This is a genomic window from Galbibacter sp. BG1, assembly GCF_013391805.1.
In the GTDB taxonomy this organism is placed as follows: domain Bacteria; phylum Bacteroidota; class Bacteroidia; order Flavobacteriales; family Flavobacteriaceae; genus Galbibacter.
The window spans coordinates 265,859-290,594 of record NZ_CP058364.1 but is presented as its reverse complement, the minus strand read 5'-3'; the positions used below and the strand labels follow the sequence as shown (position 1 = coordinate 290,594).

Sequence of the window (24,736 nt, the reverse complement as noted above, 5' to 3'; positions counted from 1 at the left end):
ACCTATGATTAAAAAAAGCATTTTGTTCCTCCTTTTTATACTTCCTTTAATTGGGGTTTCCCAAACCGAAGACGAAAAACAACTAAGGGCCATATATACAGCTTCCTTAACAAAAGGCAAAAGCTATGCATGGCTGGATCACCTTTCCAACCAAATTGGCGGTCGTCTTTCGGGTTCATTTAATGCCGAGTTAGCTGTAAAATATACCAAAGAACAATTAGATTCATTGGGGCTCGATAAAGTATGGTTGCAACCCGTTATGGTGCCCAAATGGACACGCGGCATTAAAGAGTTTGCTTATCTGGAATATGCCCCGGGAGATACCAAAAACGTAAATATTTGTGCATTGGGTGGTTCTGTCGCTACTCCTTCTGGAGGCCTTAAAGCGGAGGTTGTTGAAGTACAGGGGATAGAAGAATTGGAAAAGCTTGGAAAAGATAAAATTGAAGGAAAGATTGTATTCTACAATCGCCCAATGCAACCCGATTTAATTCAAACTTTCGAAGCTTATGGCGGTTGTGTAGATCAGCGTTACTCTGGAGCGGAAGAAGCTGCTAAATACGGAGCGGCTGGGGTTATAGTTAGGTCTATGAATTTACGATTGGACGACCTTCCGCATACCGGAAGTATGAGTTATGGCGATTTGCCAGCGAACAAACGAATTCCTGCTGCCGCAATTAGCACCAACGATGCAGAACTTTTAAGTTCTATGCTTGCTTTAGATAACGACTTAAAATTTTACTTCAGGCAAACCTGCAAAGTTTTTCCAGACGCTCAATCTTACAATGTAATAGGTGAAATAAAGGGAAGTAAATTTCCAAATGAAATTATTACTGTTGGCGGCCATTTGGATTCTTGGGACCTTGGCGATGGCTCGCATGACGACGGTGCTGGATGTGTGCAGAGCATGGAAGTGCTTCGTTTGCTCAAGAAAACGGGATATACCCCAAAGCGAACCATTCGCGTAGTGCTTTTTATGAATGAAGAGAATGGCTTAAGGGGGGCTAAAAAATATGCAGAGGTAGCCAAAGAAAAAGGTGAGCAGCATGTATTTGCATTGGAAAGTGATGCAGGCGGATTTACGCCGAGGGGGTTCTCCTTTGATTGTGACGAAGCCAATTTTGAGCAAGTACTTTCTTGGAAACCACTTTTTAAACCGTATCTCATTCACTATTTCGAGCAGGGTGGTAGTGGTGCCGATGTCGGTCCGCTTAAAGGAAATGGAACGGTATTGGCAGGATTAAGACCAGATTCCCAGCGGTATTTCGACCATCACCATGCCGAGAATGATACCTTTGATGCTGTAAATAAGAGGGAATTGGAACTTGGTGCCGCCACTATGACCTCTTTAATTTATTTGATGGATAAGTACGGAACAGTTCAAGAGCGTAAAATAAAAGGATAAGGTTAGCCTATACGTAAAAGCGCTCCATAAGGTTTAAATAAAAACACCCCAAAGGTTTTTAAATCTTTGGGGTGTACTTTTTATAAAAAGAAAGTTTTTAGATTTTCTTCATTTGCTGCTGCATCATTTTAATTTGATCTTTCAGCATATTTTGTTTGTCGAGTTTTTTGGCTTCGTTTAAAAGCATAGTGGCCTCCCTTTTTCTTCGTTTTTGCATGGCTATGCCGGCAAGGCTTAATTTTGCCATGGCCAAATCGTAATCCATTGTTAAGCCAAGTTTTAAGGCTTTTTTAAAGTATTTTTCAGCTTGAGTAAGATTGGTCTGAGAAGAAATAATACCTTTTAAATAATTATAATATCCTTGTTGTTTGGTAATAAGGGCACTTTCAGGATCTTTAATTTTGTTCAACCATTTTTCTGTGCCTTCCATATCTTGTTTCCGCATTCTTAAAAATGCAAGCAAAATCATTTCATTTCTAAAATAGAGGAAAATAAAAATAAGTGATAAGAGAATTAAAAAAATCCCATTGCCAATATTGCCTTCAACGAATTGATAAATGGCGTAAGCAATGATTAATGCAGCAATTACTAATTTTATATTTTTGTTGAACATATAAGGTGTTTTCAATTGAAGGGCAAAGGTAATAAAAACAAATAAAAATATTTTCAAAAAGGTGTTTGTTAAAGTAAAAACTCTTTGTATATTTGCGCCGCGCTTTTGTGAAGTATATTGCAAGCCGTTAAAGATTGAATTACCAAAGAGATAAAGATATTAATAATGAGTAAAAGAACATTTCAACCCTCGAAGAGAAAAAGAAGAAATAAGCACGGTTTCAGAGAAAGAATGGCCTCTGTGAACGGGAGAAAGGTGCTTGCTAGCAGAAGAGCAAAAGGTAGAAAAAAGTTATCAGTTTCTTCTGAACCTAGACATAAGAAATAATGATCGATTTGATTATTAAAATATAAGGTGTTACTTTTATTAGTAACGCCTTTTTTTATACCCTGTAACACCATATATTTATTTAAATAGTTTTTAGAAAATGCCAAAAAGACAAGACCTTAAGAGTATATTAATAATAGGATCTGGACCTATTATTATCGGCCAAGCGTGTGAATTCGATTATTCCGGTTCGCAAGCATTACGTTCATTAAGAGAAGATGGAATTGAAACAGTATTGATAAATAGCAATCCGGCTACTATCATGACCGATCCATCCATGGCAGATCATGTCTATTTAAAACCATTAAATACAAAATCTATTATCGATGTTTTAAAGAAACATCCTAATATCGATGCAGTTTTGCCAACTATGGGAGGGCAAACAGCTCTAAACCTTTGTATTGAAGCAGATGAAAAAGGTATCTGGGAAGATTTTAATGTTGAAATTATTGGAGTGGACATCGATGCCATCAATATAACCGAGGATCGTGAGAAATTCCGTGAGTTAATGCTGAAAATTGGAATCCCAATGGCGCCACAGGCCACTGCTACTTCTTTCCTTAAAGGGAAAGAAATTGCACAGGATTTTGGGTTTCCTTTGGTAATTAGAGCTTCTTACACCCTAGGTGGAGCAGGAGCCTCAATTGTATATAAACAAGAAGATTTCGACGGCCATCTAAGTAGGGGATTGGAGATTTCTCCTATCCATGAGGTGATGATCGATAAGGCGATGATGGGTTGGAAGGAATACGAATTGGAATTGCTTCGTGACGATAACGACAACGTAGTTATTATCTGTACCATTGAAAATATGGATCCTATGGGGATCCACACTGGAGACTCTATTACAGTGGCTCCAGCGATGACACTTTCCGATAGGACATTCCAGAAAATGCGGGATATGGCAATCCATATGATGCGTAGTATTGGAGAGTTTGCTGGAGGATGTAATGTACAGTTTGCTGTAAGCCCAGACGATAAAGAAGATATTATTGCTATTGAAATTAATCCGCGTGTATCCAGATCTTCGGCATTGGCTTCAAAAGCAACAGGGTATCCAATTGCGAAAATTGCCAGTAAATTGGCTATTGGTTATACCTTGGATGAGTTGAAAAACCAAATTACCCAATCTACCTCGGCTTTATTCGAGCCAACTTTAGATTATGTTATTGTAAAAATCCCTCGTTGGAACTTTGATAAATTTGAAGGTTCCGATAGGGAATTAGGACTTCAAATGAAAAGTGTAGGAGAAGTTATGGGAATTGGTCGTTCTTTCCAAGAAGCCTTGCATAAAGCTACGCAGTCCCTGGAAATCAAGAGAAATGGTTTAGGGGCAGACGGAAAAGGATATAAAGACTACGACCAAATAATCGAAAAGCTTACCCACGCCAGTTGGGACCGTGTATTTGTAATTTACGATGCCATACAAATGGGGATTCCATTGAGCCGCATTCATGAGATTACAAAAATTGATATGTGGTTTTTAAGACAATACGAGGAATTACATCATTTAGAAAAAGAAATTTCCACACATTCCATTGAAACACTTTCTAAGAGTCTATTATTGGAAGCGAAGCAGAAAGGGTTTGCAGACCGACAAATAGCGCATATGTTAGGTTGTTGGGAGAGTGAAGTTCACAATAAGAGAGATGAACTTAATATACAGCGAATTTATAAACTCGTAGATACCTGTGCGGCAGAATTTAAAGCACAAACACCTTACTACTATTCAACTTTCGAAGATGTGGTGGAAACCGCAGATGGAGAGGTGTATGCTGAAAACGAAAGTATAGTTACCGATAAAAAGAAAATTGTGGTGCTTGGTTCGGGGCCAAATAGAATTGGTCAGGGGATTGAGTTCGATTACTGCTGTGTTCACGGGGTATTGGCAGCTGCAGAATGTGGTTACGAGACCATAATGATTAATTGTAACCCGGAAACAGTTTCAACCGACTTCGATACGGCAGATAAATTATATTTCGAACCTGTTTTCTGGGAGCATATCTACGATATTATCAGACACGAAAAGCCAGAAGGAGTAATTGTGCAGCTGGGAGGACAAACAGCTCTTAAACTTGCTGAAAAGCTCAATAAATACGGTATTAAAATAATAGGTACAAGTTTTGAATCTTTAGATTTGGCTGAAGATAGAGGAAGTTTCTCTACGCTGTTAAAAGAAAATAACATTCCTTATCCAGAATTTGGAGTAGCAGAAACAGCAGATGAAGCTTTGGCGCTATCAGAAGAATTGGATTTCCCAATTCTTGTAAGACCTTCTTATGTATTGGGAGGACAGGGAATGAAAATTGTCATCAATAAAAAAGAACTGGAAGAACACGTAGTTGATCTTTTAAGAAAAATACCAAACAACAAGCTTCTGTTGGATCATTATTTAGATGGAGCCATTGAAGCAGAGGCAGATGCCATATGCGATGGAGAAGACATTTACATTATAGGTATCATGGAGCATATTGAACCATGCGGAATTCACTCTGGGGACTCTAATGCTACCTTGCCTCCGTTTAATCTAGGGGACTTGGTGATCGAGCAAATAAAAGACCATACCAAAAAAATAGCCTTGGCATTAAATACGGTAGGTTTAATTAACATTCAGTTTGCTATAAAAGACGATATGGTTTACATTATTGAAGCCAATCCTAGAGCGTCCAGAACGGTTCCGTTTATAGCAAAAGCTTACAAAGAGCCGTATGTTAATTACGCTACCAAGGTTATGCTGGGTGAGAAGAAGGTAAAAGACTTCAATTTTAATCCGAAATTGGATGGCTATGCGATAAAGCAACCGGTATTCTCTTTTAATAAATTCCCTAATGTAAACAAGAATTTAGGACCGGAAATGAAGAGTACAGGAGAAAGCATTCTATTTATAGACAGCCTAAAAGACGATGAATTCTACGATCTTTATCAAAGAAGAAAAATGTACTTAAGTAAATAGGTAAATATGCCAAAGGGTTGTGGATACTTTCGAAAGCCCTTTGTAAAATTCCTTACTTGTTAGTAAGTAAAATAAAAGCCATCTGTTCATTACAGATGGCTTTCTTTTTATTTATAGGGAGCCAAAGCTTTGTAGGCCAGGCCGGCCAATGCAGCACCCACAATTGGGGCAAGCCAAAAAAGCCATAATTGCCCTATTGCCCAATCTCCAACAAAAAGAGCCTGACTAGTACTTCTAGCAGGGTTTACAGAGGTATTTGTTACCGGTATGCTTATTAAGTGAATAAGGGTTAAACCCAAACCAATGGAAACTCCCGCAAAACCTACAGGCGAATTGCCATGGGTAGAACCTAGGATAATTATTAAAAACATAAACGTCATAACAATTTCGGTTACCAATGCGGCAGTCATATTATAGCCATCTGGGGAATGTTCGCCAAAGCCATTGGCTGCAAAACTCCCTATGGTAGCTCCTTCTTTTCCCGTTGCAATTAAATATAAAATGCCAGCACCTACAATACCTCCCAAAACTTGTGCAATGATGTATGGGATAACGTCTTTTCCCAAAAATCTTCCACCTATCCACATTCCCACAGAAACTGCAGGGTTTAAGTGGCATCCTGAGATATGCCCAATAGCATATACCATGGTTAGAACGGTAAGACCAAATGCCAATGCCACGCCAGCAAAGCCAATTCCTAAATCTGGATATCCTGCGGCTAAAACTGCGCTTCCACATCCGCCGAGAACAAGCCAAAGAGTCCCGATAAATTCTGCAATTAATTTTTTCATACAATAAAGTTTTAAGTTGGTTGATATTTATTGCAGGAATGGCGGAGGAAAAGAATTTTTCCAGTCGGAAAAACCAATTAAAGTTAGTCTTTTTTTCATTACAAATATTAAAAAAGTAACCTCATAAAGGGTAAGGGAACTAATTATTTGTAATTTTCCAGTTTAAAATATTATATAGTTATGCAATTATCGGACTACATTCGAGATATTCAAGACTTTCCAAAACCTGGTATCGTTTTTAAGGATATTACACCCTTGTTAGCGAATGCTGAAGCTACTAAAAGTGCAGTGGAGGCTTTGCTTAATTTAAATGGTAATCAACCTATTGACGCTGTTGTAGGGATAGAGAGTAGAGGGTTTTTTTTTGGGACTTTAATAGCGCAAAGGTTAAATTGTGGGTTTATACCGGTAAGAAAACCTAACAAGTTACCAGCGGCAACGACCTCCCAATCTTATAAGTTGGAGTACGGAGAGGATATTTTAGAAATTCATACCAACGCTATAAAAATGGGAGACCGAATATTAATTCACGATGATGTATTGGCAACAGGTGGAACAGCAGAGGCTGTTTGTAAATTGGTTGAAAAACTAGGTGGAGAAGTGGTTCAGTGTAATTTTTTAATAGAACTAACCTTTTTAGAAGGGCGTAGGAAATTAAAAGGGTACCAAGCGAAATCAGTTTTAAGCTACTAGTCGAGCGCACGTTTGGTTACGTAAGTTCGCCAACCAATAATTGCCATTTGGAATTTGCTTGCTTTGGCCAGATCCAAATCTTTTTTGGAGTAAGATGGCAATATTGCTTTGTTGATTTTGGCTAAGAGCTTAAAAAACTTTTTCTTCATAGGTTTGGTTTTCTTGTAAAGTTAAAAAAATCTAATCAATTCCAATGGTGTTTAAAGTAACCTAAAAATAGTAATTTTACAGGACGAAATTTTACAATCTATGAAGAAGTTTATACCGAATGCCTTAACCCTTTTAAATCTATTTTGTGGTGTAATCGCCATTATTTTAGCGGTTCAGGGAGAGCTCATTTTTGCCGCTTATTTTGTGTTCGCTGGAATATTTTTTGACTTTTTTGACGGACTCGCAGCGAGGCTTTTAAAGGTGCAAAGCGAATTAGGCCTGCAATTGGACTCCCTAGCCGATGTGGTTACCTCTGGTGTAGTACCTGGAATTGTTATGTACCAATTATTTAATATGAGTTCTGGGGTATACACTTGGGGACATCCTGAATCTTCTGAAAGTATTTTTGGGAATGGCACATTGAATATCGAATTTCTATCTTTATTCGGACTCTTAATTACCTTAGGTTCTGCCTACCGTTTGGCAAAATTCAACATAGATGAAAATCAAACCGACTCATTTATTGGCTTACCTACGCCAGCAAATGCCTTATTGATTTTATCGTTTCCATTAATTCTGGAGTTTCAGGAAAGTGCTTTTTTAAGCGGTCTAATCCTCAATAAATGGTTTTTGATAATTGTAACTGTAGTCAGTACTTATATGATGAATGCAAGGATCGAATTGTTTGCCTTAAAATTTAAAACATGGGGTTTTAAAGAGAATAGTATTCGGTATGTCTTCTTGGTGATTTCAGCCCTTCTAATTGCTTTACTGCAATATGCTTCCATACCAGTTATTATCTTTTTGTATGTGCTTTTTTCTATTGTTGTAAGCTATCAAAAGAAAAGCAAACCAGCAGTTTAGTTTAATAGTTCACTGGAAGAATAAAAATATATCAGCCTGAGCTTGTCGAAGGCCTTCGACAGGCTCAGGCTGACAACAGTGTTATTTGTATATTATGTTTATTTAGCTTCTTCAAAAACGGCCAATGGAGCCATTCTAGCCTTGGTAATGGAAAGCTTACCATCTTTAATTGTATAGGTGTCTGCTTTTTCCAATATTTTTAGAAGCTCACCTTCAATTTTCATATTTCTACACGCCTTCATAGTACTTGCAATTTTTGAAGTTTCAAATCTATTGCCTTCTTTTAGGGTAAAGGTTCCAGTGAAGTTATTACAGCCCGCATTTCCGCTTACGCGATTTTCTTCCGAAGTAAATTGAATAAAAGGTGTGGTTGGTGTTTCTTCAATTTCTGAAATTGATTTCCCCATTAAACTTACCAATTCCCACTTTTTATCTGTAAGATTTTCGTCTGTCATTGCCACACTCTTATTTAAAATGTATTTATCAGCCAACGCTCCTTCAATCTTATTTCCTTCGTTGTCGAGCTTAATAAGTGTGTTTTCTCCCACCATATACTGCTGCTGCGCATCACCATCTAGGGTAATATGGCTTCCTTCGTTATTCCATTCAAACGTTCCTGTCTTTTCTATAGGATCGCCTTCCTTTCCTAAATAAACACTGTTAGAAGAGTAGGTTTTATCAGCGTTTAGAGTTAAAGATGTTTCAATGCCTTCGCAGTCTGCACATGGCAGGGTACCTTTATAGACTCCGTTCCAATCCAAAGAATTTTCACTGTTATGATCGTCTACCACTACTTTTTCTTCAGTAAGTGTAGTCGCCTCATCGGTTTGTTTCTTTGCTTTTTCATTACAGCTCATTGCTACAAGGGCAACAGCTAGGGTAATAAATAATTTGATATTTACCTTTTTCATGTTTTTTAAATTTAAGAATTAAAATCCAGTTTTTTCTTCCTCAGCTCAAAGTTCTGACCTAAGTATACTTTTCTAACCATCTCATCGGCAGCCAGTTCTTCAGGTACACCAGCTTTTAAAATGCTTCCTTCAAACATTAAATAAGAACGTTCTGTAATGGCCAGTGTTTCTTGCACGTTGTGGTCGGTTATTAAGATTCCAATATTTTTATCTTTAAGTTGAGCTACAATTCGTTGAATATCTTCTACCGCTACCGGGTCTACCCCTGCAAAGGGCTCATCTAAAAGAATAAAACTTGGGTCGGTTGCCAAAGCCCGTGCAATTTCTGTTCTACGCCGTTCCCCACCGGAAAGAAGGTCTCCGCGGTTCTTACGAATATGGCCTAAACTAAATTCATCTATGAGCGCTTCCATCTTCATCTGCTGTTCTTTTCTAGAAAGTTTTGTAAGCTGAAGCACGCTCATAATATTATCTTCAATGCTTAATTTTCTAAAAACCGAAGCTTCCTGTGCCAAATAGCCAATACCATTTTGAGCCCTTTTGTACATAGGGTAATTGGTGATTTCTTGGCTATCGAGAAAGATTTTACCGCCGTTTGGCTTAATCAAACCAACAATCATGTAAAAAGAAGTTGTTTTTCCTGCTCCATTGGGCCCTAAAAGTCCAACGATTTCCCCTTTGTTCACCTCGAGGGAAATACCTTTAACTACTTTTCGTCCTTTGTAGGACTTCATGATGTTTTCAGCTCTTAACTTCATATAAAATGACTATGTTTATTTTTTTGATAAACAGTTTGGCTCTTACTTCTTTCAAAAATATAGGTTTTGAAATGAACCAACGTATTATTTAGTATCGATTTAAGATTCTTTGGCTTCCAAAGCGTCCCAAAATTCGTATGCTTTTCTTAGGTGGGGAATTACAATAGTACCCCCAATAAGTGTGGCAATACCTAAAGTTTCCACAACTTCTTCTTTGGTCAACCCTTCTTTGTGGCAAGTCTCTAAATGATACCGTACGCAATCATCGCACCTTAACACAGCCGAAGCAACCAAGCCAAGAAGTTCCTTTGTTTTAACATCGAGGGCACCAGGCATATAAGCGTTGGTGTCTAGATTAAAAATACGTTTTATAAGTTTATTGTTATCCTCTAAGATACGATCGTTCATTTTAGAACGATAGGCATTAAAATCATCTACTATATCAGCCATTTTTTGCTTTTTGTTTTTTTAGTTTACGCGCTTCTCTTTTAAGTACTACTTTAGAAATATAAATACTTATTTCATATAGAATAACAATAGGGATAGCCACCACAATTTGACTCGCTACATCTGGTGGGGTAATAACTGCGGAAAGAATTAAAACCACCACAATGGCAATTTTTCGATATTTTCTTAAAATTTCTGGAGTTACCAATCCTATTTTGGTAAGGAAATACATTAAAATAGGAAGTTCAAAAATAAGGCCACAGGAAATAACGGAAGCTCTTATGGTTGAAATGTAAGAAGACAGGTCGATATCGTTGAAAACCTCTTCACTCACGTGATAATTGGCCAAGAAATTAATGGAAAGTGGGGAAATAACGTAGTATCCAAAAAGCACACCAGTAAAAAATAAAAAGGAGGCGATTACAATAAAACCACGCGAATTATTACGTTCATTGTCATGTAATCCTGGACTTATAAACCGCCATAATTCCCATAAAACGTAGGGAAATCCAATAATAAAACCAGCCCAAATAGACGTCCAAATATGTGCCGAAAACTGTCCGGCCATTTGCCTACTCTGTATTCTAAACTGGGGTCCTTCGCAAAAAGACTCGTCCATTCCCAAGCTCCTGGAAATATTACAAAAGAACTTGTAAGTAGGGAAGTCTGCTTTTTTGGGGCCAAAAAGTATGGTGTCGAATATAAAATCCTTGGCAATAAATGCTACAATCCCGATAATAATTACTCCTAGCGTAGCACGAATTAAGTGCCATCTTAATTCTTCAAGGTGATCTAGAAAAGACATCTCTTGTTCTTCACCTGTACCAATTTGTTTTGTCATTATATAATTCCTTCTTTAATTAAATCATGAAGATGTATTACTCCAAAATACTTATTTTCTTTTTCAACCAACAATTGCGAAATACCGTATTTTTCCATGATATCCAAGGCATCTACGGCCAATACGTCACAACCGACAGTTTTTGGATTTTCTGACATTATGTCTTGCGCTGTTAATTTTCCTATGTTATCATATTTGCTTAACATTCTACGTATATCCCCATCGGTAACAATCCCTATAATTTTTTCGTTTTCTACTACTGCAGTTACTCCCATTAATTTTTCGGAGATTTCAACAATAACATCGCGCACATCTGTATCTACGGAAACTTGAGGTTTTAGGTTTACCATGGCAATATCTTTTACCCGAAGGTAAAGTTTTTTTCCGAGGGCACCTCCAGGATGATATTTGGCAAAATCTTGACTGCTAAATCCTCTAAGCTCCAACAAACAAATGGCTAAGGCATCGCCCATTACCAATTGCGCAGTGGTGCTGGTGGTAGGGGCGAGATTGTGCGGGCAGGCCTCTTTTTCCACATGAGCGTTGATAACAAAATCTGATTGCTGTGCTAAAAATGAATTTTTGTTGGCAGTAATGGCAATAAGTTTATTAGGTCCTTCTTTTATAAAGGGAACCAATACTTTAATCTCGGCGGTATTGCCACTTTTAGAAATACAAATAACAACATCGTCCTTCAATATGGTTCCAAGGTCGCCGTGAATGGCATCTGCAGCATGCATAAAAACGGCAGGTGTGCCGGTAGAATTTAATGTAGCTACTATTTTATTGGCAATAATGGCACTTTTTCCAACCCCGGTTACTATAACCCTTCCTTTGGATTTATAAATGAAAGAAACTGCAGCTGCAAATTCGTCATCTATAAAAGAGGCAAGGTTTTTGATTGCATTACTTTCATTATCAATTGCCTTGATAGCATTGGCTATTATGGCATTTTTAGTATTCAAATTTTAAGATTTTAGAATTTGTTATAACTAAAGATTAATAGTATCTTTAGTAGTGCAAATGTATATAAAATAGTAAAACGAAAGGATGAGTTCAGCTGAAATTGACTTGCAAGGAGCGCTTAAACAATATTTTGGTTTTAGTCAGTTTAAAGGTTTGCAAGAGCAGGTCATAGAAAATATCGTGAATGATCGTGATACGTTTGTGATAATGCCTACCGGTGGCGGTAAATCCCTCTGCTATCAATTACCAGCATTGGTAAAAGACGGTACAGCCATCGTAATTTCCCCCTTAATAGCTTTAATGAAAAATCAGGTGGATGCCATCCGCGGAATTTCTTCCAATAAAGGCATCGCCCATGTATTAAATTCTTCGCTCAATAAGACGGAAGTTCGACAGGTAAAAGACGATATTACAAACGGTGTTACTAAATTGTTATACGTAGCTCCAGAGTCGTTGACGAAGGAAGAATATGTAGAATTTTTTAGAACTGTAAAAATATCTTTTGTCGCCGTGGATGAGGCGCATTGTATTTCGGAATGGGGGCACGATTTTAGACCCGAATATCGAAATATACGTACCATTATTCAACGACTGGGCGACGATATTCCAATTATCGCCTTAACCGCTACGGCTACTCCAAAAGTTCAGGAAGATATTCTAAAAAACTTAGGTGTTAGCAGTGCAGAAGTTTTTAAAGCGTCTTTTAATAGGCCCAACTTATACTATGAAGTACGGCCTAAAACAAAAAATGTGGATGCCGATATTATTCGTTTTGTAAAGCAGAACGAGGGTAAATCTGGTATTATTTATTGTTTGAGCAGGAAACGGGTGGAAGAATTGGCGCAAACACTACAGGTAAATGGAGTGAAAGCTGTTCCTTATCATGCAGGTTTAGATGCTAAAACAAGAGCCAAACACCAAGATATGTTCTTGATGGAAGATGTAGATGTGGTTGTGGCCACTATAGCTTTTGGTATGGGTATCGATAAGCCCGATGTTCGCTTTGTTATACATCATGATATCCCTAAGAGTATTGAGAGTTATTATCAAGAAACAGGTCGCGCTGGAAGAGATGGAGGAGAGGGACATTGCTTGGCCTTTTATTCTTACAAGGACATTGAAAAATTAGAGAAGTTTATGAGCGGTAAGCCAGTGGCAGAACAAGAAATTGGCCACGCCTTATTGCAAGATATGGTGGCTTATGCGGAAACTTCTATGTCTCGAAGAAAATATATCCTTCATTATTTTGGAGAAGAGTTTGATGAGGTAAACGGGGAAGGGGCAGCCATGGATGATAACATTCGGCACCCTAAGAAAAAGCATGAAGCAAAAGAGGATGTTGTTAAGCTTTTAAAAATCATAAAGGACACCAAAGAAAAATATAAAGCGAAAGAGATTGTAAATACCTTGGTAGGAAAGGTCAATGCCCTTATAAAGTCCCATAAAACCGATGAACGCCCGTTCTTTGGAACGGGGACAGACCATGACGCGGCTTATTGGATGGCCTTGATCCGTCAAGTTTTGGTTACCGGAATGATGCATAAAGAAATTGAACAGTATGGAGTATTGCATTTAACGGACAAGGGAAAGGAGTATTTAAAAAATCCTACTTCATTTTTAATGACCGAAGATCATACATATGAAGATGCTAATGACGATACCATTGTAACGGCTGGAAAAACTGGAGGTGCTGTCGCCGATGAGCAATTGCTTAAAATGCTCAAGGATTTAAGGAAGCAACAGGCCAAAAAACTGGAAGTTCCGCCTTTTGTTATTTTTCAAGACCCTTCTTTGGAAGATATGGCGCTTAAATATCCATTAACATTGGAAGAAATGTCCAATATTCACGGAGTAGGGGATGGAAAAGCCAAAAAGTTTGGTAAGCCTTTCATCGCTTTTATAAAGAAATATGTTGAAGAAAATGATATTGTAAGACCAGATGATATGGTGGTAAAATCCACCGGAGCCAATTCTGCCTTAAAGTTATACGTGATACAAAATATTGACCGAAAGTTACCACTGGACGATATCGCTGCAGCCAAGGGACTGTCTATGGATGACCTTATTAAGGAAATGGAGCAGATTGTTTATATGGGAACAAAACTGAATTTGGATTATTGGTTGGACGAAATGCTGGATGAAGATCAACAGGAAGAACTGCACGATTATTTTATAGAGGCGGAAGACGATAAGATATCCCATGCCATGGAAGAGTTTGATGGAGATTATGAAGATGATGAAATTCGCTTGTACCGAATAAAATTTATAAGCGATGTCGCTAATTAAAGAACAAAATTGTCTTTTATTTAAGGGTTGCCTAGATAACTGGAATAATCGCCGCTTTCTATTTTTTTAAAAGAAACGGTAGACTTTTTAAAATTATATACAGAGGCTTTAATGGAAGTGTTATTCACTTTAATCAGGGCCTCTGTTTTTTCATAGTAATCGAAATTTGGGTCATCTATCCCTTCATACCGATCTAGTGCAGCTAGAACAGCTTCAGTATTCTTTTGAATAAAATAGATTTCACCGTGAATAACTTCCGAAGTATGTGCATTAAAAACAGCTCCGGGAAAACTTCCGAGATCGTATAGATGACCTGGGGCAGTTCCTTTTCCTATAAACTTACTGTGCTTTCTTAAAAATTTAGCAACAGGGTTTTGAAACTCTTTGCGAAGGGTTCCATAAACAAAAACATGCATGGTTTTAATTGGAGAGTTTGTAATAACGATCAATACAATTGTCCTGCTCGTTATAAAATTCTTTGATAAAATTAAATGTGGAGTCTAAAATACGTACCGAAGTAACATTGTTTTTATCTACATAAGCCACTATTTCTTTAATCTTTTTTACTTCAAAAGCATATTTTATGAGTCCGTTTGTTACCTCTTTTCCAAGCCCTCTTTTCCAATAATCCTTTAAAAGTCGGTAACCGATTTCATATTCTTCTTTTTCATTTTTTACCAGCGCAATAGTGCCTAAAAATTCCTTGGTTTCTGTAAAGGTAATGGCCCATACCCAAAAATCGTTTTTCGGGTTTTTGTAGAATTTCAAGATATTTTTAAGGTCGGTTTTATTTTCTTCCAGTGAGTATGTTTTTCCGCCAATGTATCGCATAACAGCCTGGTCGTTCTGCATTTTATGGAACAGATCGAGGTCGGCCATGCTTAGCTTTCTTACGGTTAATCTCTTGGTTTGGAATATCATACTGTAAAGGTATAACAAAAACCTAAGCCGTAAAATCTTTAAGAAACACTATTTTCTAGTAATTCTAAGCTAAAGTTATTGGTGTTGAGTTGCGCATTGATTCCTACGGGAAGCGTTAAATTATTATCGATATGACCAATTGAAAAACCATAAATGGCCGGAATATTCATCGGTTTAATTCGATCTAGGATCACTTCCTTCAGACTAAAAGAATTGCTTCTATCAGGGTCGTCGCAGCCTTTAAAGACACCGAGTACAATTCCTTTGGCATTTTTAAAGGTTTTAGAATCCAATAATTGGGTAAGCATTCTATCTACGCGATAAGGATCTTCATCAATTTCTTCAATAAAAACAATTTTATCGGTATAATCTACTTCAAAATCGGTTCCCGTCATAGCCGATAGTAAGGAGAGGTTTCCACCGGCAAGCTTACCTTTGGCGATACCTGGGTTGATTACATATTGCTCGAAAGTAGAATCGGCAATAGTCTGGCTTGCGGTAAAAGTTTCCGTGGCCAATGGAATGCTGTTATTGGCATGGCAAACTATTTTTTCTAACTGCTCCCGGTTATAATCGTTGTTTAATGTAGTGCCCACTGGCCCATGAAAAGTTACAATGCCCGTTTTTTGGTAAATACTGTTCACCAAAGCTGTGATATCGCTAAAACCTAGCAATATTTTAGGATTTTGCTGAATGTAATCGAAGTTAATGTCTTTTAAGATACGGGTACAGCCATAACCGCCCCTGGCACAAAAAATGGCATCGATATCTGGATTAAGGAACATTTCATGTATATCTTCCACTCGTGCTTTATCGGTGTTACTGAAGTATCCAAAATTCCCTACGATTCTTGGGGTATGGTAAGGTACAAATCCTATTGCCTTTACGTTTGTAATTGCGTTTTCCAAGGCTTTTTGGGATAGTGCGTAGCCTGGCGCAATAAGGCCTACAGTGTCCCCTTTTTTTAATTTCTTCGGAAGTACATTCTCATTTATACTCTTTGAAAGATTGGGAGCTTGGGCGAAAGTATGATATATGGGAACTGCAGAAAGGGCGGAAACCTGTGCGGTACGGGTGATAAATTTTCTTCGATTCATAAAAAAAATAACTTTTGAGATCTTCAAAGCTACTTAAATTTTTTATTTCGGTAGGGATTACTGCAATTCATCCTTCAAATTCAACAACTCGGTAAGTATGTTTTTTGAAAACGCATTAAAATCCACAATTTTGATACTGTATAACAAAACCAACAACCATTATGATACGACTTATTTATTATTTCATCCTTTTTCTTTTCAGTTTTATAGAGAGCGAGGAAACAACCGAAAAATGGAGCTATTCAAACTTGTATTCTTTAGCAGGACATAGGGCAAACAGCACTTTTTTTCTTGATGCACACGAAGAATTACCCGCTTTTCAATTTTAATTTGAAGCATTAACTGTGGTATATTTCATTAACTTTAAGCGGTAGTATACGTAACCCAACTGTAAGATGATCAATATAATTAAAGAACTTGGAAGGGCATTTTTTATAGGAGTGATAATTTTCCTAATTATTAACCTTATCAATTTTGTGAATGGACATATTCCCTCTTTCGATCAAAGTTTAATAACCAAGTTTTTAATTAATCAAGTTTTTACCATAACCCTTTATTTCGCGCATAGCACTTTTATCAGGTATTTAATTGGGAGGTATGGAAGAAAGATTTTTACCATCCCTGTAATGTCCATTTTTTTGGTAATTTCTTTAGTGATTACCAGTATTTTGACTTTTTTCTTGAATGCGTTTGGATTGATGGTAAGATATGGAACCGATTTTCAAAATGCTTTGGGAAATCAACGGATTGCAGATTTTGTACCAACACTTGTAATAACGGTAATTATTTCCTTTTCCTTTTTAGCCTTTTATTATTATAAAACAAAGCAAGAATCGAAGTTTAAGGAGCAAAAGGTCATTGCTGGAAGGGCAACAGCGCAATTCGAATCGCTTAAAAACCAATTAGATCCGCACTTTCTGTTCAATAGTTTAAATGTCTTGACCAGCTTGATAGACGAGAATCCGCAAGCCGCACAAAAATTCACCACTTCGTTATCTAAAGTGTACCGCTACGTGTTGGAACAAAAAAATAAGGAACTGGTTACTGTAGAGGAGGAGTTAAGTTTTGCCCATACTTATATAAGTTTGCTAAGAATGCGATTTGAAGACAGCATCCTTTTTAATGTATCCGATAGTTTATCGCACAAAGAAGCTAAAGTAGTGCCACTATCACTACAATTGCTTTTGGAGAATTCAGTAAAGCACAATCAGGTAAATCCAACAAACCCCTTGAAAATTACCATCACAGAAAGTGATAATTATTTAATAGTTACAAACAACCTTCAGCCAAAATCTGTACTTAAAAAAAGTAGTGGGGTAGGACTTGTAAATATTCAGCAGCGTTACCATCTCCTAACAGATAGGGATGTGATTATAGAAAAGGATAAAAAATCCTTTCAAGTAAAAATACCAATGTTAACAAAACAAATTGCAACAATGACAACACAAGAAACATACATTCAAGACAAGCGTTACAAAAGGGCCAAAGAACGCGTTGATGCCATAAAAGGGTTTTATGGAAACTTAACGGCCTACTTAATCGTGATACCATTCTTGGCATGGCTAAATTACCAAACCACCAGTTTCCCTTGGATTATTTTTCCAACCTTAGGTTGGGGAATCGGTTTGCTTACCCATGGAATGCAAGCCTTTGGGTACAACCCTCTGTGGGGCAAACGATGGGAAGAGCGAAAGATACGTGAGTATATGGAAAAAGATTTTTAAAAAATAATACTATGGAAAATCTAGACAAACAAAACAAATATTTAAAGGCTAAAGAACGGGTGGAAGAATTAAAAAAGTTCTACAACAGTTTAACTTCCTACGTGTTAGTTATAAGTGTCTTGGCAGCTATAAATTATTATATAGACCAATGGAGGTATCCTTGGTTTTTGTGGGCAGCCGGACCGTGGGGAATCGGACTCTTGTTTCATGCCGCTAAAATATATGGTTGGAACCCCGCATTTTCCAAAAACTGGGAAGAACGTAAAATAAAAGAGTATATGGAAAAGGATAACGATAATTATAAATCCTCCCGTTGGGAATAAAGCGTGCATTATGACAAATCAAAATTATAACCTTAAATTACAAAAGGCGAAAAGAAGGGTGAAAGAACTTAAAAGTTTTTATTCGCATTTGGCGGTTTTTCTAATTATAAACGGCTTTATAATGGTACACTTCTTTATTTCTACCCTAAAAACCGGAGAAAGTTTTTGGCAATGGACTAATTTTTTAACGATGGCTTTTTGGGGTATTGGATTAATCTTTCATGCGTTGCATACCTTTGGAAGAAACATTTTTTTCTCTAAAGAATGGGAGCAGCAGCAAATTGATAAATACATGGAAGAAGAGAAACAGCATGAACAGTCCTTGGGATAAATTGGTAAGATGTAAAAATTATGAATGTAATAATTATAGAAGATGAAGCTCCCTCAGCCAGAAGACTGCAGCGAATGTTGGAAAGTCTTAATGTGCAAGTTTCCCAAGTGCTGCATTCCGTAGAAGAATCCATCGCTTGGTTCTCCAACAACACCCATCCGGACCTTATATTTTTGGATATTCAATTATCAGATGGACTCTCATTTGAAATTTTTGATGTAATCACCGTAAAAAGTGCTATTATTTTTACTACGGCTTATGATGAGTATGCTTTGCAGGCTTTTAAGCTGAACAGCATTGATTACCTTTTAAAACCAATTGATGATGAAGAATTGGAACTAGCAGTGAAAAAATATCAAGACTTCAAACCGATCAACAGGGAAGTGCAACTAAACTTCGAGGATATTAAAAAGCTTTTAGTAAATCCGCTGGAACGCGAATACAGAAAGCGCTTTACGGTAAAAGTAGGACAGCATATAAAACTTATTCCATTGGACGAGGTTGTTTGTTTTTACAGTGAAAACAAGGGAACGTATTTGCATACCATGGAAAACCGGAGTTATTTGTTGGATGGCAGTTTAGAGACTGTCCAGGAAGAATTAAACCCAGAGAAATTTTTTAGGGTGAACCGAAAGTTCTGTATTAATATTGATGCGGTAAAAGACATTATAAGCTATACCAACGCTCGATTGCAATTAAAACTTTTGAATTTTAATGAACAAGAAATCATTGTAAGCCGTGAGCGGGTAAAAGATTTTAAAGATTGGTTGAGCTAGGTTTAATGAGTTCAGAAAGCGAAACTATATTTAGGGATCATCTTTTTAAGCTAAAATGGCCTATGAAATTCTCTCCGTCTTCAAGCTGTACACTAAACCAATAGTCTGATGCAGGTAGAGGAAAACCGTTAAAAGTTCCATCCCACCCGTTACTTAAAGGATTTATTTTAGAAATTAGTTTTCCGTACCGATCATAAATATAAATCTCTGAAAGTGCTTGTGTGTTAGGGTTCAATCCTAGTATTTGCCAATAATCGTTATAACCATCTCCATTTGGAGTGAAGAATTTTGGGAAGTCAATTACATTTATTTTTCTGCTATCGCTCCCACAAACCTGGCTAATTACTCTTACTATATGAGATCCTCCCGGAACATTTGGGAAAATGTTGCTTCTTTGCGGCTCATCCGAATTTAATTGATAAAGAAGATCGTCTAAGTTACCCTCAGCAATTACTTCCACCGTATTTCCATTTACCATCACACCTGTAATTACTGGAGAAAGGGATTCTTTTACCTCAGTAGTATAAGTGATGGAGCAAGATGTTAATTTATTTTGAATTTCAACAGAATATATTCCTGACTGATCTACTTGAATTGAAGGAGTAGTTTCTCCTGTCGGTAACCATTTAAAAGTGTAATCGGTACTTGAGAGTTGTGTGTTTATAGAAATTTGCTCTCCGTTTGAAGCGCAAATGGCTAAATTTGTTGACAAGTTATTTGGGGCAGGTGTATTTACAATTAAGTTAAAGCTCGTTTCCTTGTAACAGCCAAAATTATTGGAAACTCTGGCAGTAATCGTTTCTTTAAAAGGAATCTGATTGGTAACCGATGAAAAATTGGTTATTTCATCTCCATTTTGATGATAAAAACTTACAATCATGTTAGATTGCCCTCCCAAAAGTTGCTTCTCCATATCTTGTAGGCTTAGATTAAAACGAGTCGTTCCATCCAAATCATCATCACAAATTGAAATATCTGTTATTGGATTCGCGGTGGGGGTTGTACTTATGATAATAGAAAACGAATTTTCATTGGTACAAATAGTGGTGGCGGTTTTCTTTTCCTTATAAACATAGATAATTTGTGAACTTGTAATTTCGTCTCCGGTAAACAAAGGTGTTCCCGTTCCTCCAGAACCCGTAAAATAGTTTCCAGAATTTAATGGCGGCAACACATAACTATCACATGCTTCAACGTCTAAAGGGATGTCTTCCAAAGCGTTGAGGATTGTTATGGTAAATTGGTTTTCATCAGAGCATTTAAAAGAAGCATTTACGTTTTCAGCATACACATAGAGAGTTTGGGTACTACTTATGCTGTCGCCATCAACAAGCATATTTCCACTTCCATTTGGCTCCGTAAAATAGTTTCCCGAATTTAGTTTAGGAAGCACATAAGAATTGCATACCTCTACATTGCTTGGGCTGTCTGCTACTGGGGATGGGATAGCAATGAATGAAAACTGTGTCTCATCAAAACATCCAGATGCATTGGTAACCCTAGCTGTAATTATTTCTTTATCTGCAGTGTTATTTGTATAAGAAGAAATTAGATTGATTGGGTTTCCAGATGTGTCAAAGTACGAAATGGATAATCCGCTCTGGCCTTGTGTTAGTTGATTTTCCAACGCGTTCACGTCGATAGAAAATGTAGCAAAACCATCATTGTCAATATCACATTCGTAAAAATCACCAATAATGCTAGCTGCTGGTACATTATTATTTACGTTTATAGTAATTGGGTTTCTTTCCAAGACTAAATCTGTAACTATGGTACTGCTAATCTTACATGAATATTCCCCATTATCGGAAGATTGCACATTGGAAATGGTAAAATCGGCACTATTTGCCCCACTTATTTCAACCCCATCTTTAAACCATTGATACTTATTAGCTTTTCCACTTACAACCGTGCTTAGTGTAACATTGGTATTTGCGCATGGAGTAAGGGTTTTGGAATCGTTTACTTTTGCTTGGGGGTTATCTATAAAAGTAGATACATTATTTTGTAGATATGTAAATTGGTCTTCAAAATCGCCGAATTGGAATTGATTTTCAGAGAAGTTCAGAAAATTTAAGTGTGTGTTTTTAGTATGATCTGGAAGTTTACCCTCGAACTCATTATTAGATATATCACAGAATTGTAGCGCAGAAGATAAATGAAGGAATTCCTGCATCCCGCCCGATAAAGAATTATTATTTAACCAAATACTATTCAGGTTATTTAAACTTTTGAAACTTGAAGGAATTTCACCAATTAATTGATTATGATTTAACATCAACGAAAACAAAAAAGTTAAATTACCTAGTGAATTAGGAATCGTTCCACTTAGATTATTTTCACCTAACCACAACATGTTGAGCGTTGTAATTTGTCCAAGTTCTGGCGGGATGGTACCACTTAAGTTATTTGATAGTAAAAACAGCCTGTTTAAATTGGGTATTTTAGCGAGTTCTGGGGGTATGTTGCCACTAAGTTGGTTGTAATTTAAATGCAATTCCATCAATGTGGATAGATTACTTAATTCTAAAGGGATAGTCCCAGAGAGTTCATTAGAACCCAACCTTAAAATTTCTATTTTGGGAAAGGAACCAAAAGATGTTGGAATGCTACCAATTGAATTGGTGCCCCTCAAATCTAAAGTATGGAGGTTTGTTAGATTAACATATTCTGGATAAATAGTGGTGCTATTGTAACTGTTAGATCCTAGAATAAGTGTTTCCAACGAAATCATATTGGTAATTTCAATAGGAATACTGCCCCCTAAAATATTGTTCGAAAGGTTCAAATATTTTAAGTTTTTGAGTTTGGTTATTTCCTTTGGAATTTCGCCTGCAATTTTACCATCTGATAAATCAATAAGGTTGAGATATTGCAAATCTTGTATTTCTATCGGAATAGTACCAGATAGATTATGTTTGGTAAAGGGGTCATTATTATCAGCATTCAAGTCAATTTCCACCACATGTCCGCCCACTACGGTAATCCCAAACCAATTATTGGTAACGGGGCCGCTAAAATCCCAATCATTGGTTGGGTCGGCATCAGTCTCACTATTCCAATTTGGTCCCCCCAATGAATTAAAAAGTATTTGCAAGGCAGCTTTTTCTGTTGTTGAAACTTGAGAATATATTGTTTTTGAATGAAGAAGAAAAAAGAATAGTAGTAAAAGTAGTCGGTTCATTATTGGTATAAAGAGTAAGTTTAGTATTTCTAAATATAGAAAACTTACTTAAATTTTAACATGAATTAATTAGTTATTTCAGATTATTTTTAAACATTGTAAAATCACTAATTTTACAGAAAAGAGAAAAATGCATTTTTTATCAGACGCTTTAGAGAAATATGTAACCGAACATACTGAAAAGGAACCGGAATTGCTAAAAGAACTGGATCGGGAGACCAATTTAAAGGTGTTACGCCCAAGAATGTTGAGCGGGCATTTTCAGGGAAGGGTTTTGAGTATTTTATCCAAATTAACTTCACCAAAAACAATTTTGGAAATAGGAACGTATACCGGCTATTCCGCAATTTGCTTAGCTGAAGGACTTAAAAAGGATGGACTGCTTCATACCATCGATATTAATGAAGAGCTGCAAGATTTTCAGAAAAAATATTTTGAGAAAAGTGGCTACTCAAACCAGATAAAGCAATATACGGGGGATGCGCTGGATATAATTCCTATATTGGAAACCAACTTCGATCTGGTTTTTATAGATGCCGATAAACCTAACTACAGTGCTTATTTCGATTTAATTATTGGGAAAATGAATAGCGGCGGACTCATATTATCTGATAATGTTCTCTGGAGTGGAAAAGTAGTGGAGCCTTTGGATGACAAAGACAAAAATACCGAAGCGTTGTTGGACTATAATAAAAAGCTAAAAGAAGATCCCAGGGTAGAAACAGTTTTATTGCCTATTCGGGATGGTCTCACGATGAGCAGGGTAATTTAGCACCCACCTCTTATGGATTTGGTAAAAGGCATAGGCCATGAGCGTTCCAACCAAGGAACCTATTAAAATATCTGATGGATAATGCACGCCAACATAAATTCTACTAAAGGAAAATAGAAGGGGCCAAACGTAAAAAATGGTAATCCATTTGTATTTGTGCCTTAAAACAAGGACGAAAAATGTGGTCATTGCAAAAGAAGTGGCGGCATGTCCCGAGAAAAAACTAAAAGAAGTAGGTTCCAGCAAAACCCGTAAAAGATCAATATAATCTTCGTTTCCACTAGGGCGTATTCTACCCACCCAAACTTTAACAAGGTGCGTAAATCCGCTAGTAACTAATAAAGTGCTTATTGCGAGTAATAAAACCTTTAGGAAACCTTTACTTCTATAGGCTCGATAAATTAAATAAATGGCTAAAATGTAAAGTGGAATCCAAGTTATAGGCTGGGTGATAGTTCCCCAGAACTTATCGTAGTTTTCTACACCTAAATTGTTTAAAAAAATGAGGAGATCTCGATCGTAATCGATGAGTTTTTTCAACATTAAAGTTTACGTTTAACAGATCCGGAGAATTCTTCAATGTCGTCCCTTACTTCGCCTATTTCTTTTTTAATATCTTTTGTGAAATCGGTATTGATACCATTTTTATCGGCACTTTTCTGGATTTCAGACTTTACTTCATTAGTAGCATCTTTAAGTTGACGCATACCTTTTCCCAATCCACGAGCAATCTCAGGAAGCTTATCGGCTCCAAAAATCATCACTACCAGAAATAGAACGAATACAATTTCTGCTCCACTTATAAATAAAAACATATTTTTTCTTCCTTTTTATTTGACCCTAAAGTCAATACAAATATAACGAAGTTTATATCCAAAAAAGAAAACATTTAACGCTAAGCCAAAAACATTTTCCAATTTTAAAAAATGATGCTACAAAAAACTGAGTAAAATCTTTTTCAGCAATGCCAGTTACAAGCTTTTTTATCTACTCAATAAAAGCAACATCCATTAATTAATCGGCATACGCATTTTTATAATCTTCGCCCTTTAAAATAGCAAGGATGTCTTCTTCTAAAGTTTCTATGGAATATTCCACAATTCGATTTATTTCCTCGCCATTCTTGTAAAAAATGATAGTAGGGACATTGGTTATATTTAATCCTTTTTCTAGGTTTTCCGGGGTTGTTTTATCCCTTGTCATCATTATGAGTTCGAAGTCTTCATAACTGTAGTTTGCTTCATCCATAATTTTGAGAAAATGTGGCACTTCCCGTTGACTGTCGCTGCACCAAGTTCCCATAAAAATTTTCACCTTAACCCCTTCAGCTAAAGATTTTATGTCTTTTACGACAGTTTCTTTGGGTTCATATTCCTTATAACCGCTCTCAAACCATTCGTTATAAGGCTTTACAGTGAGATCTTCCCGAGTGTGTTTTCCTACCAGGATTTCCTCTTGTACTTCTTGTTCTTCGGAAGTAGCTGAAACTTCTTCTATTTCTTTCGTATCTGCAGCACTCACAGCCGTTTCCTTTTGAGCTTTGGTCTTGCAGGAAAGAAGGGTAATTATGGAAAAGCTAAGTAAAATATATTTTTTCATGATT

General features: G+C 36.8%; 27 protein-coding genes. 12 read left to right on the top strand and 15 right to left on the bottom strand.

Going from position 1 to position 24,736, the window contains the following annotated elements; genetic code table 11:
- The first annotated feature begins 4 nt into the window (after positions 1 to 4).
- The gene (locus HX109_RS01220; RefSeq protein WP_178949410.1) at positions 5 to 1,405 is read left to right on the top strand and encodes a M20/M25/M40 family metallo-hydrolase; all 1,401 of its coding nucleotides are present in this window, start codon (positions 5 to 7) and stop codon (positions 1,403 to 1,405) included.
- Between the two features lie 97 nt (positions 1,406 to 1,502).
- Here HX109_RS01220 and HX109_RS01215 read toward each other — a convergent pair whose 3' ends face one another.
- Positions 1,503 to 2,018 (bottom strand): DUF2892 domain-containing protein, encoded by a 516-nt coding sequence (locus HX109_RS01215; protein WP_178953990.1) that lies wholly within the window; start codon positions 2,016 to 2,018, stop codon positions 1,503 to 1,505.
- A 165-nt stretch (positions 2,019 to 2,183) separates the two neighbouring features.
- On the opposite strand from HX109_RS01215, the gene rpmH reads away from it, so the two are divergent.
- Positions 2,184 to 2,345 (top strand): 50S ribosomal protein L34, encoded by a 162-nt coding sequence (rpmH, locus tag HX109_RS01210; RefSeq protein ID WP_008615344.1) that lies wholly within the window; start codon positions 2,184 to 2,186, stop codon positions 2,343 to 2,345.
- 100 nt (positions 2,346 to 2,445) lie between these two features.
- The gene (carB, locus tag HX109_RS01205; protein WP_178949409.1) at positions 2,446 to 5,298 is read left to right on the top strand and encodes a carbamoyl-phosphate synthase large subunit; all 2,853 of its coding nucleotides are present in this window, start codon (positions 2,446 to 2,448) and stop codon (positions 5,296 to 5,298) included.
- A 107-nt stretch (positions 5,299 to 5,405) separates the two neighbouring features.
- Here carB and aqpZ read toward each other — a convergent pair whose 3' ends face one another.
- Positions 5,406 to 6,089, bottom strand: a complete 684-nt coding sequence (gene aqpZ / locus HX109_RS01200) for an aquaporin Z (protein ID WP_178949408.1) — start codon at positions 6,087 to 6,089, stop codon at positions 5,406 to 5,408.
- A gap of 180 nt (positions 6,090 to 6,269) precedes the next feature.
- Here aqpZ and HX109_RS01195 point away from each other — a divergent pair, with 180 nt between their 5' ends.
- Entirely contained in the window at positions 6,270 to 6,782 is a 513-nt protein-coding gene (locus HX109_RS01195) for an adenine phosphoribosyltransferase (protein ID WP_178949407.1), read from the top strand.
- On the opposite strand, the gene HX109_RS01190 is transcribed toward HX109_RS01195, so the two are convergent.
- A complete protein-coding gene (locus HX109_RS01190; protein ID WP_178949406.1) occupies positions 6,779 to 6,931 on the bottom strand; it encodes an SsrA-binding protein in 153 nt (50 codons plus the stop codon). The two genes, HX109_RS01195 and HX109_RS01190, sit on opposite strands and share 4 nt — an antisense overlap.
- 100 nt (positions 6,932 to 7,031) lie before the next feature.
- Here HX109_RS01190 and HX109_RS01185 point away from each other — a divergent pair, with 100 nt between their 5' ends.
- Positions 7,032 to 7,796 carry a CDP-alcohol phosphatidyltransferase family protein gene (locus HX109_RS01185; protein ID WP_178949405.1) on the top strand — a complete coding sequence of 255 codons (765 nt, stop codon included), beginning with the start codon at positions 7,032 to 7,034 and terminating at the stop codon, positions 7,794 to 7,796.
- A 98-nt stretch (positions 7,797 to 7,894) separates the two neighbouring features.
- On the opposite strand, the gene HX109_RS01180 is transcribed toward HX109_RS01185, so the two are convergent.
- The 5 genes from HX109_RS01180 to HX109_RS01160 form a co-directional block, all read right to left on the bottom strand.
- The gene (locus tag HX109_RS01180; protein WP_178949404.1) at positions 7,895 to 8,707 is read right to left on the bottom strand and encodes a copper resistance protein NlpE N-terminal domain-containing protein; all 813 of its coding nucleotides are present in this window, start codon (positions 8,705 to 8,707) and stop codon (positions 7,895 to 7,897) included.
- Between the two features lie 11 nt (positions 8,708 to 8,718).
- Positions 8,719 to 9,465 (bottom strand): LPS export ABC transporter ATP-binding protein, encoded by a 747-nt coding sequence (lptB, locus tag HX109_RS01175; RefSeq protein WP_178949403.1) that lies wholly within the window; start codon positions 9,463 to 9,465, stop codon positions 8,719 to 8,721.
- Between the two features lie 99 nt (positions 9,466 to 9,564).
- Complete coding sequence (locus tag HX109_RS01170; protein ID WP_178949402.1) at positions 9,565 to 9,915, bottom strand: carboxymuconolactone decarboxylase family protein; 351 nt, start codon at positions 9,913 to 9,915, stop codon at positions 9,565 to 9,567.
- Entirely contained in the window at positions 9,908 to 10,753 is an 846-nt protein-coding gene (tatC, locus tag HX109_RS01165) for a twin-arginine translocase subunit TatC (protein ID WP_178949401.1), read from the bottom strand. The genes HX109_RS01170 and tatC overlap by 8 nt, the downstream gene beginning before the upstream one ends.
- On the bottom strand, positions 10,753 to 11,718 hold the full coding sequence (locus HX109_RS01160) for an SIS domain-containing protein (protein WP_178949400.1): 966 nt from the start codon (positions 11,716 to 11,718) through the stop codon (positions 10,753 to 10,755). Before HX109_RS01160 ends, tatC begins: the two co-directional genes overlap by 1 nt.
- An 85-nt stretch (positions 11,719 to 11,803) precedes the next feature.
- On the opposite strand from HX109_RS01160, the gene recQ reads away from it, so the two are divergent.
- Positions 11,804 to 14,005, top strand: a complete 2,202-nt coding sequence (recQ, locus tag HX109_RS01155; protein WP_178949399.1) for a DNA helicase RecQ — start codon at positions 11,804 to 11,806, stop codon at positions 14,003 to 14,005.
- A 20-nt stretch (positions 14,006 to 14,025) separates the two neighbouring features.
- On the opposite strand, the gene HX109_RS01150 is transcribed toward recQ, so the two are convergent.
- From HX109_RS01150 to HX109_RS01140, 3 genes are read right to left on the bottom strand one after another with little or no spacing between them, the layout of a single operon-like run.
- Positions 14,026 to 14,421: a gamma-glutamylcyclotransferase gene (locus HX109_RS01150; protein ID WP_178949398.1), complete on the bottom strand. Its 396-nt coding sequence runs from the start codon at positions 14,419 to 14,421 to the stop codon at positions 14,026 to 14,028.
- 4 nt (positions 14,422 to 14,425) lie between these two features.
- Positions 14,426 to 14,926, bottom strand: coding sequence for a GNAT family N-acetyltransferase (locus HX109_RS01145; protein ID WP_178949397.1), 501 nt, complete (start codon positions 14,924 to 14,926; stop codon positions 14,426 to 14,428).
- Between the two features lie 38 nt (positions 14,927 to 14,964).
- On the bottom strand, positions 14,965 to 16,023 hold the full coding sequence (locus tag HX109_RS01140; protein WP_178949396.1) for an LD-carboxypeptidase: 1,059 nt from the start codon (positions 16,021 to 16,023) through the stop codon (positions 14,965 to 14,967).
- Positions 16,024 to 16,184: 161 nt separating this feature from the next.
- Here HX109_RS01140 and HX109_RS01135 point away from each other — a divergent pair, with 161 nt between their 5' ends.
- The 5 genes from HX109_RS01135 (at position 16,185) to HX109_RS01115 (ending at position 19,177) form a co-directional block, all read left to right on the top strand.
- The gene (locus HX109_RS01135) at positions 16,185 to 16,352 is read left to right on the top strand and encodes a hypothetical protein (RefSeq protein WP_178949395.1); all 168 of its coding nucleotides are present in this window, start codon (positions 16,185 to 16,187) and stop codon (positions 16,350 to 16,352) included.
- A 66-nt stretch (positions 16,353 to 16,418) separates the two neighbouring features.
- A complete protein-coding gene (locus HX109_RS01130) occupies positions 16,419 to 17,747 on the top strand; it encodes a 2TM domain-containing protein (RefSeq protein WP_178949394.1) in 1,329 nt (442 codons plus the stop codon).
- Between the two features lie 11 nt (positions 17,748 to 17,758).
- The gene (locus HX109_RS01125; RefSeq protein WP_178949393.1) at positions 17,759 to 18,070 is read left to right on the top strand and encodes a 2TM domain-containing protein; all 312 of its coding nucleotides are present in this window, start codon (positions 17,759 to 17,761) and stop codon (positions 18,068 to 18,070) included.
- Between the two features lie 10 nt (positions 18,071 to 18,080).
- Complete coding sequence (locus tag HX109_RS01120; protein WP_178949392.1) at positions 18,081 to 18,401, top strand: 2TM domain-containing protein; 321 nt, start codon at positions 18,081 to 18,083, stop codon at positions 18,399 to 18,401.
- A 20-nt stretch (positions 18,402 to 18,421) separates the two neighbouring features.
- A complete protein-coding gene (locus HX109_RS01115) occupies positions 18,422 to 19,177 on the top strand; it encodes a LytR/AlgR family response regulator transcription factor (protein WP_178949391.1) in 756 nt (251 codons plus the stop codon).
- 37 nt (positions 19,178 to 19,214) lie between these two features.
- Here HX109_RS01115 and HX109_RS01110 read toward each other — a convergent pair whose 3' ends face one another.
- Positions 19,215 to 22,361, bottom strand: a complete 3,147-nt coding sequence (locus HX109_RS01110) for a T9SS type B sorting domain-containing protein (RefSeq protein WP_220399475.1) — start codon at positions 22,359 to 22,361, stop codon at positions 19,215 to 19,217.
- Between the two features lie 130 nt (positions 22,362 to 22,491).
- Here HX109_RS01110 and HX109_RS01105 point away from each other — a divergent pair, with 130 nt between their 5' ends.
- A complete protein-coding gene (locus tag HX109_RS01105) occupies positions 22,492 to 23,133 on the top strand; it encodes an O-methyltransferase (protein ID WP_178949389.1) in 642 nt (213 codons plus the stop codon).
- Here HX109_RS01105 and HX109_RS01100 read toward each other — a convergent pair.
- From HX109_RS01100 to HX109_RS01090, 3 genes are all read right to left on the bottom strand, one after another.
- Positions 23,089 to 23,676: a phosphatase PAP2 family protein gene (locus HX109_RS01100; protein WP_178949388.1), complete on the bottom strand. Its 588-nt coding sequence runs from the start codon at positions 23,674 to 23,676 to the stop codon at positions 23,089 to 23,091. The genes HX109_RS01105 and HX109_RS01100 overlap by 45 nt on opposite strands.
- Positions 23,676 to 23,948 (bottom strand): twin-arginine translocase TatA/TatE family subunit, encoded by a 273-nt coding sequence (locus HX109_RS01095; protein ID WP_178949387.1) that lies wholly within the window; start codon positions 23,946 to 23,948, stop codon positions 23,676 to 23,678. Before HX109_RS01095 ends, HX109_RS01100 begins: the two co-directional genes overlap by 1 nt.
- A 199-nt stretch (positions 23,949 to 24,147) precedes the next feature.
- Positions 24,148 to 24,732 (bottom strand): TlpA family protein disulfide reductase, encoded by a 585-nt coding sequence (locus HX109_RS01090; protein ID WP_178949386.1) that lies wholly within the window; start codon positions 24,730 to 24,732, stop codon positions 24,148 to 24,150.
- Positions 24,733 to 24,736: the final 4 nt, after the last annotated feature.